Source organism: Vibrio cincinnatiensis, from assembly GCF_022113815.1.
GTDB lineage: Bacteria > Pseudomonadota > Gammaproteobacteria > Enterobacterales > Vibrionaceae > Vibrio > Vibrio cincinnatiensis_A.
The window spans coordinates 38810-50211 of the sequence record NZ_SGOM01000010.1 but is presented as its reverse complement, the minus strand read 5'-3'; the positions used below and the strand labels follow the sequence as shown (position 1 = coordinate 50211).

Below are 11402 nucleotides of genomic sequence, written 5' to 3'. Positions count from 1 at the left end.
CGCTACTTAATAATAAGGATAACTATGGCGATTAAAGTATTAGTTGTTGATGATTCGAGCTTTTTTCGACGTCGAGTGAGTGAGATCATCAACGCCGAATCGCGTTTAGAAGTCATTGATGTGGCGACTAATGGCCGTGAGGCTGTAGACAAAGCTCTGCGCTTAAAACCAGATGTCATCACGATGGATATCGAAATGCCGATTATGGATGGCATTACGGCTGTGCGTGAGATTATGGCTAATAATCCCACGCCTATTTTGATGTTCTCCTCACTCACGCACGACGGAGCAAAAGCCACGTTAGATGCGTTAGATGCTGGAGCTCTCGATTTTCTTCCGAAAAAATTTGAAGACATTGCTCGTAACAGAGATGAAGCCGTTTTACTGCTACAGCAAAAAGTATTGGATATTGCAGGTAAACGCACTTTTATGCGTCGGAGCCTGCTTGCTAAAACGCCAGCAACATCAAGCAGTTCGACGCGTCAGGTATCGACGTCTACACCAAATCCCAGTGTGGCTAGCCGTCCGAGTGCGCCTGTTGCTCGTTTTAAAGCATCAGGGAAAAAATATCAGCTAACGGCGATCGGGACATCGACAGGAGGCCCTGTTGCATTGCAGAAAATCTTGACCAAATTGCCAGCCAATTATCCTCATCCCATTGTGTTGATTCAGCACATGCCTGCCACATTTACGGCGGCTTTTGCTAGCCGTCTTAATTCACTGTGTAAGATTGAAGTAAAAGAAGCCGAAGATGGGGATATTTTACGCCCAGGTGTGGCTTACCTTGCACCGGGGGGTAAGCAGATGATGCTTGATGGCCGTCCAAGTGCCGCTCGTCTTCGCATTATTGATGGTGGTGAGCGAATGAATTATAAGCCTTGTGTGGATATTACCTTTGGCTCTGCTTCAAAAATTTTTGGTGATAAAGTCTTGTCTATGGTGTTAACCGGGATGGGGGCTGATGGACGAGAAGGCGCTCGCATGCTAAAAGCCGCTGGTTCAACTATCTGGGCACAAGATGAAGAAAGTTGCGTTGTTTATGGTATGCCTCAAGCGGTGGCGAAAGCAGGCATTTCATCTGAAGATCTTCCTCTTGAGCGTATTGCCGAGCGGATGTTGGTTGAAGTCGGTCTGAATTAAGGAAACATCATGATTGTTTGGAGCGTTGCGAACCAAAAAGGGGGCGTAGGTAAAACGACTACGACCATCACACTAGCGGGCTTGTTAAGTAAACAAGGCAAACGCGTGTTGTTGGTGGATACCGATCCCCATGCGTCGTTAACAACGTATCTAGGCTATGATTCTGATGCGATACCCACCAGCTTATTTGATCTCTTTCAATTACGAGAATTTACAGAGCAAAGTGTTGAGCCACTTATCTTGAATACCGATATTGAAGGTATTGATCTTATTCCAGCCCATATGTCTTTGGCGACACTGGATCGTGTTATGGGTAACCGCAGTGGAATGGGGCTTATCCTTAAACGTTCATTGCTTGCCTTACGTGCGCGCTATGATTATGTTTTGATTGATTGTCCTCCTATTTTAGGCGTTATGATGGTTAACGCATTGGCTGCCAGTGATCGTATTTTAATACCAGTTCAAACGGAATTTCTTGCAATGAAAGGGCTAGAACGCATGGTTCGAACGTTAGCCATTATGCAAAAATCACGTAGTCGTGAATTTAAAGTTACTATTGTGCCTACCATGTATGATAAACGCACTCGTGCTTCATTGCAGACGCTGAATCAATTAAAAAAAGATTATCCTGATCAAGTGTGGACATCAGCGGTACCCATTGATACTAAATTCAGAGATGCCAGTTTAAAACGTTTACCGGTTTCCCATTTTGCGGAAGGGTGTCGTGGAGTCTTTGCCTATAAGCAGTTACTGCTGTTTTTAGAGAGGTTGGCCATTAATGAGTAGTCCATTATTATCCAGTGAACAAGCATTAGAAGACTACTTTACGGCCTTATTAGAAGACGAGTTTGAAGAGCAAGCGTGGCAACCTACTTCGCCGCCTCTGGAATTGAGTCAACCTGAAGAGCCTCAGCTTGCTCCTGCTCTTCAGGTAGAAAGCGAAGTCAGTTATGTTGATCAAACTTTAGTTGAATTTGAGTTGCCAAATTTAGAGGATGTACAGCGTTTACTGAGTCAATTGGAAAGCCGGAATCCCGTTGAGGATCTAGGTATTGAAGAGATTTTAGAGCAAAATACTCAACAAATCGCTCAGGCAGTACAGGCGCCTTATGTCGCTGAAGTAGAAGAGATTCAAGAGTGGGAGGTCGAACCTTATCAAGAAGAGATCGTCCCTCTCTCTGTTGACGTTGTGGTAGAAGAGACTGAACCTTCCCAACCAGATGAGCTAGAAGTTGAAGAAGTACGAACGGACTATGTTGAAGAGGTGGCGTCTGCGCTAGTAGCGCAAGCAGGAGCTTCAGGCATTGGTCAGTGGGACTGCCCAGTCCGAGAGGCGAAGTTTCAAGTACTGTACTTTGAAGTGAATGGTGTCACTTTTGCGGTCCCTCTTGATGAACTCGGTGGTATTCACCGTAAAACTGCCCTCAACCATTTAATTGGTCGACCTCCATGGTATTTAGGGCTACAAACGAGTCGAGAACATCAATTGGATGTTGTGGATACTGCTAAGTGGGTTATGGCAGAAAAGCTACGTGATGATTCATACAAAGAAGAGTATCAATACATTGTCATGCTAGATGAAAGCCTGTGGGGGCTTGCTTGTACTCAATTGTTGGGTACCGAGTGGCTGAGTAGTGACAAAGTACGTTGGCGGGAACAAGTGGGCAAACGCCCTTGGCTCGCCGGAATGGTTAAAGAAAAAATGTGTGCACTTATCCATGTTCAAGCATTAATCGCTATGCTTAATGCTGGACTTGATGTAAAAGCACTCGATAAATAATTTATATGTTTGTCGGTAACGACTTAGAGAGGAAACGGTATGTCTGAAGTAAAAGTGAGAAAAGAACACTCAAACGATGAAGTGCTTCAGTGGGTGACATTTCAGCTAGAAGAAGAGACGTATGGCATCAATGTAATGCAAGTACGTGAAGTTTTACGTTACACCGAAATCGCCCCAGTTCCAGGTTCACCAGACTATGTATTAGGTATTATTAACCTACGCGGAAATGTGGTAACTGTGATTGACACTCGTTCACGTTTTGGTCTGATGTCTGGCGAAACGACTGATAATACACGCATCATTGTTATTGAATCAGAGCGCCAAGTGATTGGTATTTTAGTTGATAGTGTCGCCGAAGTGGTTTACCTACGCTCTTCTGAAATTGATACAACGCCAAGTGTTGGTACCGATGAAAGTTCTAAATTTATTCAAGGCGTTAGCAACCGTGATGGCAAGCTTTTGATTTTGGTTGATCTAAACAAGCTATTGTCAGAAGAAGAATGGGATGAAATGGCTCATCTATAATGGGTGATTTTCTCAATTTAACGCCTCCTGTTTTAGCAGGAGGTGGCCTGTTGGTAGTGTTATTGTTGGTACTTGCTCTGATTTCATTGCATCGTGCAGTGATTCGTCAGGCGGATCACTTTCGTCAACAGACTCGTCATTTAGATAAAGAGTTACAAAAATCGGCAAAACAGTTGTTAGAAGTTCGCTCAGCTGCGATTGGGCTTGGGCAACGGGTGACAGAGCAACAAGAGATGATTACTCATCTAAATGAACGACTGAAACAGTTGGAAAATGTGGATACCGATGCCCGTTTGTACAGTCGAGCCAGTAAAATGGCCAAACTGGGGGCCGATATTAATGAGTTGATTGAAGAGTGTGAATTACCTAAGGCAGAAGCAGAGCTGATGCTCTCATTACAGAAGAAGCTGACTGGTAAAGAAGCGGTTCCACCACTCAGTAGTGATCCAGATCGAAAACAACCTTATTCAGTTGGAAAGCAGCGCTAAAATAACCCTCTCTTTTATTTAAGGAAGCGTAAGCTTCCTTTTTTTGTTTGTCGGTTATTTCTACCATCTCCTGTCTTTTTTGGGCTCTCATTCTCATTGCTAGTTACTGTTATCCATTCGTATTCAATCTATTTCTTTTTGTTGGAATCTGTATCCCCATTGAGAGGGAAGCATTTAGTATTAAGCGGTGAGTCTCTCTCACCGTTTCATTAGGCTTATCTTTAATAACCATATAATCCTAAAGGGTTAATTTGCCTTTATTTGTGGAAAATTTAACAGATTCTTACTTAGTTTCGTGACCAGTAATGCCCTTATTCTATTTTGTCTATTCTTGGCTGTGTTAATATGGTCGCCCAAAAATATTGATATAGAAGCTCATGCTGGAAGCGAAAAATCTCACGGCAATTCGAGATGATAGAGTGCTCTTTGAAGGATTGTCTTTTAACATTCAAGCGGGTGATTTGGTCCAGATTGAAGGTCGAAATGGAACAGGTAAAACGACGCTGTTGAGGATGATTACCGGGCTGGGTAGTCTTGATGGTGGTCAGATATTCTGGAAGGGAGAGAATATTGATCAAGACCGAGAAAGTTTTCATCGTGATTTACTTTTTCTTGGCCACCAAACGGGCATTAAACGTGAGTTGACTGCGCTAGAAAACCTGCATTTCTATCAAAAGGTGAACAGAGGTGCGGCTGGTCATAAAGATTTGTATCGTGCGTTGACGAAAGTGGGGCTTGCGGGGTATGAAGAGGTTCAGGTTGCACAGTTGTCTGCAGGACAACAACGAAGAGTTGCTTTAGCACGTCTTTGGTTGAGTTCGCAGCCGTTGTGGATTTTGGATGAACCACTGACCGCGATCGATAAGCAGGGAGTGAAGGTACTGGAAAGGCTATTTTTACACCACGCAGAAGAAGGGGGAGTCGTGATCTTAACAACTCACCAAGATATGTTTGCGGATAATGCTAATCTGAGAAAAATTAAATTGGGAGAGGAGTAATGCTCTCGATTCTGACAACCATTATTCGCCGAGAATTATTGATTGCTTATCGTCGTCAAGCGGATATTTTAAATCCATTGTGGTTTTTTATCATCGTGATCACTCTTTTCCCTCTGAGTATTGGGCCAGATCCCGCCCTTCTTGCTCGGATCTCACCAGGCATTCTTTGGGTTGCAGCCCTATTATCGGCATTGCTTTCATTAGAGCGATTATTGCGTGATGATTTTCAAGATGGGGCATTAGAGCAACTGATGTTAATGCCTGTTCCCCTCCCTATTGCGGTTATGGCAAAAGTATTTGCTCATTGGTTATTAACCGGTATTCCACTTATTTTGATTACTCCTTTACTGGCTGTGTTGCTATCGCTGGATTTTAATACTTGGGTCGCTGCGGTTTTTACTCTCGTATTGGGGACTCCAACCTTAAGCTTTATTGGTGCTATTGGGGTTGCACTAACAGTAGGGTTACAAAAAGGCGGTGTTTTGCTGAGTTTATTGGTGCTACCTCTGTATATCCCAATTCTCATTTTTGCTACCTCTGCGATTGATGCTGCAATGCTGGGAATGCCTTATTCTGGGCAACTGGCCATTTTAGGTGCAATGCTGATGGGGGCGATAACCTTAACGCCATTAGCGATCAGTGCAGCTTTACGCATTAGTGTGAATTAATGAGATATCTCTCAATTAAATGAATAACAATCCGAACAGAAAAGGTTCGGTTACTGAAGCAAGAGTGAGACTAAACAATGTGGAAATGGCTTCATCCTTATGCCAAGCCTGAAACGGTATATCAACTATGCGGTAAGCTTCTACCTTGGTTTTCTATATTTGCGTTATTGTGCTTAGCTATTGGTACAATCTGGGGGTTGGCTTTTGCCCCTTCAGATTATCAACAAGGTAATAGTTTTCGGATTATCTACATTCATGTCCCATCGGCAATTTGGTCCATGGGGGTGTATCTATCCATGGCGATTGCTGCTTTTATTGGCCTTGTTTGGCAAATCAGAGTGGCAGATATGGCTGCTTTAGCGATGGCACCGATTGGAGCGGTATTTACCTTTATTGCTTTAATTACGGGGGCGATTTGGGGAAAACCGATGTGGGGTGCGTGGTGGGTATGGGATGCGCGTTTAACATCAGAGCTTATCTTACTTTTCTTGTATTTAGGTGTTATTGCTTTATACCAAGCGTTTGATGACCCCAAAATGGCGGCTAAGGCCGCGGGTATTCTTGCTATTGTTGGCGTTATAAATCTACCTATTATTCATTTTTCTGTGGAGTGGTGGAACACCTTACATCAAGGAGCCACCATTACTAAGTTTGCCAAACCATCCATATCCGCAGACATGCTTTGGCCTTTGCTGATGAGCATTTTGGGGTTTGCTTTTTTCTTTGCCGCTTTGACCTTGATTCGTTTACGTAATGAGATTATTCAACGAGAGAGCCATCGCCCTTGGGTCATACAGTTAGCCACACAATCACAGGGAGTGAAATAAATGTATTTTAATTCTTGGAGTGAGTTTTGGGCGATGGGAGGATATGCTGAATATGTGTGGAGTGCATTTGGTATTACCTTCTTTTCGATGTGGATTTTGTGGGTGTTGAGTGTACGCCGAGGTAGAAAGCTACTTGATGATGTTCAAAAGAAAGTGAATCGCCAAGCTCGTATTGAGGCGGCTAAAAAAATGGAGAATACCCTATGAATCCGAGAAGAAAAAAACGGCTTACCATGGTTTTAGCCATTTTGATTGGCTTAGGGGCAACGACCGGGCTAATCCTTTATGCATTGAGTCAAAATATGGATCTTTTTTATACACCAACAGAACTGGTTAATGGTAAAGATGGTAAAAAACCAGAGGTTGGTCAACGGCTAAGAATTGGCGGCATGGTAACGGTGGGATCGGTAGCAAGAGATCCGAATTCACTCAAAGTCAGCTTTTTATTGCACGATGTAGGGCCCGAGGTAAAAGTGGAATATGAGGGAATTCTTCCTGATTTATTTCGAGAAGGGCAAGGTATTGTCGCTCAAGGAGTATTAAAAGATGCGACAACCGTTGAGGCATTTGAAGTGTTAGCAAAGCATGACGAGAACTATATGCCAGCAGAAATTGCGGAAGCGATGCAAAAAAATCATGCTCCATTGACTTATACCGATGAACAGCAACAAGGGAGCCTGCAATGATCGTTGAAATTGGCCATTTTGCATTGATACTCGCTCTGGCGTTTGCTGCCTTATTAAGCATTCTTCCCATGGTTGGTGCTCAGTGCAGTAATAGCCTATTAATGAATAGCGCTCGCCCGCTTTCATGGGGAATGCTGGCAATGCTTGCTTTATCCTTTGCTATTTTATTGTGGGCATTTTACGTCAATGATTTTACGGTGTTGTATGTTGCAAGTAACTCTAACAGCCAACTGCCTTGGTATTATCGCTTAACTGCCGCTTGGGGAGCGCATGAAGGCTCTTTACAATTATGGGCATTGATTCAGGCTGGCTGGACCGTCGCAGTGGCAAGTTTTAGCAGAGGGATGCCACAAGAGTCGGTAGCTCGTGTGTTATCCATTATGGGGATGATTACTGTCGGCTTTTTACTGTTCATTATTGTTACCTCAAACCCTTTTATTCGTACTTTGCCACACTTTCCCATCGATGGGCGAGATCTAAACCCTTTGTTACAAGATCCGGGATTAATTGTTCACCCTCCTATTTTGTACATGGGATATGTGGGCTTTTCTGTTGCCTTTGCCTTTGCGATTGCTTCTTTGATGACGGGACGCCTTGATACAGCCTGGGCTCGCTGGTCTCGTCCTTGGACAACGGCGGCATGGCTATTTCTAACGTTAGGTATTGCATTAGGATCATGGTGGGCTTATTACGAATTAGGCTGGGGAGGGTGGTGGTTTTGGGATCCCGTAGAAAATGCCTCCTTAATGCCATGGTTAGCGGGAACGGCGTTAATGCATTCTCTTGCTGTTACAGAAAAACGTGGAACGTTTAAAGCATGGACGGTATTACTGGCCATCTCAGCCTTTTCACTGAGTCTGTTAGGAACATTTCTAGTTCGTTCGGGTATTTTAGTTTCGGTTCATGCGTTTGCATCAGATCCCGCCCGAGGCATGTTTATTTTAGCATTTTTAGTAATAGTCATTGGTGGCTCCTTACTGCTGTATGCTCTTAAGGGAGGAGCGATACGTTCACGCGGTAACTTTGAACTTGTTTCTCGTGAAAATGCGTTATTAGCCAATAATATTTTATTGATCACTGGGTTAGTTGTGGTGCTGATCGGGACGCTACTACCGTTGGTTCATAAGCAGCTTGGATTGGGTTCGGTCTCTATCGGGGCTCCCTTTTTTGATACTGTTTTTGCTTGGTTAATGGTGCCTTTTGCTTTCTTCCTTGGGGTCAGTCCGTTGATTCGTTGGAAGCGCGATTCTTTATCTAGCCTAGTGAAACCCATGGCTATTTCTGGCGTGTTTTCATTACTGCTTAGCTCGGTATTGATTCATCTTCTTACGGATGAATTCAGACCGATGGCCTACCTAGGCTGGGTTATGGCGCTATGGATTATCTGTTTACATGGTGTGGAGTTATACCAACGAGCCACCCATCGACACACATTTGGGGTGGGGGTGAAAAAATTGCCTCGTAGCCATTGGGCGATGCTTCTTGGGCATTTAGGCATGGCCGTCACAGTAATTGGTATTGCTATGGTTCAAAACTATAGCGTTGAACGTGATGTACGGTTAGCCCCTGGTGAACACTTTACCTTAGATGCCTATGACTTTTATTTTAAGCAGTTACGAGATCAAGATGGCCCCAATTACGATGGCTATATTGCAGATTTCTATATTACTAAAAATGGTCAATATATTAATACATTACATGCAGAAAAGCGTTTTTACCGTACCGCTCGTTCTATGATGACGGAGGCCGCAATCGATAGGGGGATGACCCGAGATCTCTATATTGCAATGGGTGAGCAGCTAAAAGGTAGCGATGCTTGGGCGGTTCGAATTTATCATAAACCTTTCGTTCGCTGGATTTGGGCGGGCAGTTTGCTTATGGCGCTTGGTGGTGTGTTTGCGATTAGCGATAAACGTTATCGTTTTAGAAAGACTACCCAGCGGGAGGGGGAATAATGAATAAAAAGGTGTTGTTTATTCCTTTGTTGGCTTTTCTGCTATTGGTTGGCATCTTTGCCACTCAGCTGATGAAAAATTCCGTTGGGGACGATCCAACAAAATTAGAGTCGGTTTTGATTGGTAAAGTCGTACCTGAATTTAAATTGGAAGATTTAGCAGAACCAGGCCGCTTGTATGATCAATCCATTTTTATAGGTGAGCCTTTATTACTGAATGTCTGGGCTACTTGGTGCCCAACATGCTATGCCGAGCATCAATACTTAAATCAACTGGCAGAGCAAGGGGTGAAAATCATTGGTCTAAACTATAAAGATCAACGTGAAAAAGCGGTGAAATGGCTAAATGAATTAGGCAATCCCTATTTAATCAGCTTGTTTGATGGGAGTGGCATGCTAGGGTTGGATCTTGGGGTTTATGGTGCACCGGAAACGTTTCTGATTGATGCACAAGGCGTCATTCGTTATCGCCATGTTGGTGACGTGAATCCTAATAATTGGAAAAACCAACTTGAGCCTATGTATCAGCAGCTTTTGCAGGAGAGTCAACCATGAAATTGATTCGTTGGGCTACGCTTGCCACATTACTTTTTTCATTATCTAGCTGGGCTGTGATTGATGTCTATGACTTTGATACACCGGAACAAGAGAAACAGTTTCATGAACTGAGCAATACGCTGCGGTGCCCTAAATGTCAGAACAACTCAATTGCTGATTCTAACGCGGAACTGGCTCAGGACTTGCGGCAAAAAGTGTATGAAATGACAAAACAAGGTCATGAAAAGCAAGAGGTCATTGATTACATGATCGCACGATATGGAAATTTTGTTACCTATAATCCCCCTTTTACCTTTAGTACGGCCATTTTGTGGATTGCTCCCCTTTTCGTGTTAATGATGGGGTTCAGCGTTCTGGTTGTGCGCAGTCGGCGCAATAGACATAATCCGGCTCAGGTAGTCAACTGGGATCAAGAAAAAGAAGCGCGCTTAAAGGCATTACTGAAAGATGAAAGCCGAGGAGATAAGCAAGCATGATGTTATTTTGGCTCTCAACATTTATTTTAGTGACCATAGCAAGCCTTTTTATTGCTCTCCCGATGATTCAGAAAAAAGTAAATAATGATCAGTATCTACGTGATGAATTAAACAAAGCCTTTTACAAAGATCGTTTAGCTGAATTAGAAGATGAAACCCAAGAAGGGTTAGTTGACAATCCACAAGAGCTTATTGCTGATTTGAAACAGTCATTATTGGATGACGTTCCCAGCCGTTCGGCGTTATCACGTGAATCAGTAGTATCCGGTCGTTTGCTATTTATCTCGGCTACTTTATTGGTGGTAGTGTTGAGTTATGGGCTCTATGCTTGGTATGGCTACTATCCTCAAGTCAAGCATTGGCAACAAGTGAGTGCAAATCTACCAGAGCTAAGTAAGAAACTGATGACGCCTACACCGAATGGTGTTGAACTGACCGATCAAGAGATGCAAGACCTAACCTTATCTTTACGGACTCGGTTGCATTATCAACCCGATGATGCGACGGGATGGCTTTTGCTCGGGCGGATAGGTATGGCCAATCGAGATATGCAAACAGCTATTGGTGCAACAAGAAAAGCGTATGAGCTTGAGCCTCAAGACGGCGATGTGCAGCTTGGGTATGCACAATCCTTAATACTGTCTAATGATGAATGGGATCAAAATCAAGCGAGAACGTTATTACTTCAGTTGGCTCAAGCGGATTATGTCGATCTGAGAGTTTTTTCTTTATTAGCGTTTGATGCCTTTGAAAATGGCGATTATACCAATGCCATCCATTACTGGCAGCAGATGCAAGAGATGATTGGGCCGAATGATGCCCGTTATGATATGCTCACGCGCAGTATTGAAAGTGCTAAGCGAAGTCTGTCAGCAAGTACGGAGGCTGAACTTTCAGTAAAAGTGACGATTCATTTAGCGGATAAGGTGATAGTACCTAATAATGGCGTGCTGATCGTCTCGGTTCATAGTGCCGATGGTGCGCCTGTTCCTGTTGCAGCTGGACGTTACCCTTTAAACCAGTTTCCGGTTACCGTTGTGCTTGATAATAGCAACAGTATGCTACAAGGACGCGATTTATCTGATTTAGAGACGTTGATTGTTCGAGCTCGTTTAGATAGTGATGGCAATGTAGCCACACGAGAAGAAGATTGGTTTGGGGAAAGTGCGGTGGTTGAGCTTGGCGAACACGTTGAGTTAACCATTGATACTCAATATCCTTGATGCTTATTGGTTTAATTAGGGTGACTTAACATTGTCGAATTTTGTTAGCACCGTTTATGGTAGGAAAAGGCTAAGGATT

At 43.6% G+C, this 11402-nt stretch carries 14 protein-coding genes; all 14 read left to right on the top strand.

Annotated features, from left to right (window positions below; genetic code table 11):
* Positions 1-24 precede the first annotated feature (24 nt).
* The 14 genes from EXA13_RS12915 to ccmI all read left to right on the top strand — a co-directional run bounded on the left by EXA13_RS12915 (position 25) and on the right by ccmI (position 11323).
* A complete protein-coding gene (locus tag EXA13_RS12915; protein ID WP_238133533.1) occupies positions 25-1140 on the top strand; it encodes a protein-glutamate methylesterase/protein-glutamine glutaminase in 1116 nt (371 codons plus the stop codon).
* 9 nt (positions 1141-1149) lie between these two features.
* Positions 1150-1926 (top strand): ParA family protein, encoded by a 777-nt coding sequence (locus tag EXA13_RS12910; protein ID WP_238133532.1) that lies wholly within the window; start codon positions 1150-1152, stop codon positions 1924-1926.
* Complete coding sequence (locus EXA13_RS12905) at positions 1919-2920, top strand: chemotaxis protein CheW (protein ID WP_238133531.1); 1002 nt, start codon at positions 1919-1921, stop codon at positions 2918-2920. Before EXA13_RS12910 ends, EXA13_RS12905 begins: the two co-directional genes overlap by 8 nt.
* A 39-nt stretch (positions 2921-2959) precedes the next feature.
* A complete protein-coding gene (locus EXA13_RS12900) occupies positions 2960-3445 on the top strand; it encodes a chemotaxis protein CheW (protein ID WP_238133530.1) in 486 nt (161 codons plus the stop codon).
* Complete coding sequence (locus tag EXA13_RS12895; RefSeq protein ID WP_238133529.1) at positions 3445-3933, top strand: DUF2802 domain-containing protein; 489 nt, start codon at positions 3445-3447, stop codon at positions 3931-3933. Before EXA13_RS12900 ends, EXA13_RS12895 begins: the two co-directional genes overlap by 1 nt.
* 377 nt (positions 3934-4310) lie before the next feature.
* Positions 4311-4931, top strand: coding sequence for a cytochrome c biogenesis heme-transporting ATPase CcmA (gene ccmA, locus EXA13_RS12890; protein WP_238133528.1), 621 nt, complete (start codon positions 4311-4313; stop codon positions 4929-4931).
* Positions 4931-5599 carry a heme exporter protein CcmB gene (gene ccmB, locus EXA13_RS12885; protein WP_238133527.1) on the top strand — a complete coding sequence of 223 codons (669 nt, stop codon included), beginning with the start codon at positions 4931-4933 and terminating at the stop codon, positions 5597-5599. The genes ccmA and ccmB overlap by 1 nt, the downstream gene beginning before the upstream one ends.
* 77 nt (positions 5600-5676) lie before the next feature.
* Positions 5677-6426, top strand: a complete 750-nt coding sequence (locus tag EXA13_RS12880; RefSeq protein WP_238133526.1) for a heme ABC transporter permease — start codon at positions 5677-5679, stop codon at positions 6424-6426.
* Complete coding sequence (gene ccmD / locus EXA13_RS12875; protein ID WP_238133525.1) at positions 6427-6633, top strand: heme exporter protein CcmD; 207 nt, start codon at positions 6427-6429, stop codon at positions 6631-6633.
* Positions 6630-7112: a cytochrome c maturation protein CcmE gene (gene ccmE, locus EXA13_RS12870; protein WP_238133524.1), complete on the top strand. Its 483-nt coding sequence runs from the start codon at positions 6630-6632 to the stop codon at positions 7110-7112. The genes ccmD and ccmE overlap by 4 nt, the downstream gene beginning before the upstream one ends.
* Positions 7109-9067: a heme lyase CcmF/NrfE family subunit gene (locus EXA13_RS12865; protein ID WP_238133523.1), complete on the top strand. Its 1959-nt coding sequence runs from the start codon at positions 7109-7111 to the stop codon at positions 9065-9067. The genes ccmE and EXA13_RS12865 overlap by 4 nt, the downstream gene beginning before the upstream one ends.
* The gene (locus tag EXA13_RS12860; protein ID WP_238133522.1) at positions 9067-9621 is read left to right on the top strand and encodes a DsbE family thiol:disulfide interchange protein; all 555 of its coding nucleotides are present in this window, start codon (positions 9067-9069) and stop codon (positions 9619-9621) included. Before EXA13_RS12865 ends, EXA13_RS12860 begins: the two co-directional genes overlap by 1 nt.
* On the top strand, positions 9618-10100 hold the full coding sequence (locus EXA13_RS12855) for a cytochrome c-type biogenesis protein (RefSeq protein WP_238133521.1): 483 nt from the start codon (positions 9618-9620) through the stop codon (positions 10098-10100). The genes EXA13_RS12860 and EXA13_RS12855 overlap by 4 nt, the downstream gene beginning before the upstream one ends.
* Positions 10097-11323: a c-type cytochrome biogenesis protein CcmI gene (gene ccmI / locus EXA13_RS12850; RefSeq protein WP_238133520.1), complete on the top strand. Its 1227-nt coding sequence runs from the start codon at positions 10097-10099 to the stop codon at positions 11321-11323. The genes EXA13_RS12855 and ccmI overlap by 4 nt, the downstream gene beginning before the upstream one ends.
* Positions 11324-11402: the final 79 nt, after the last annotated feature.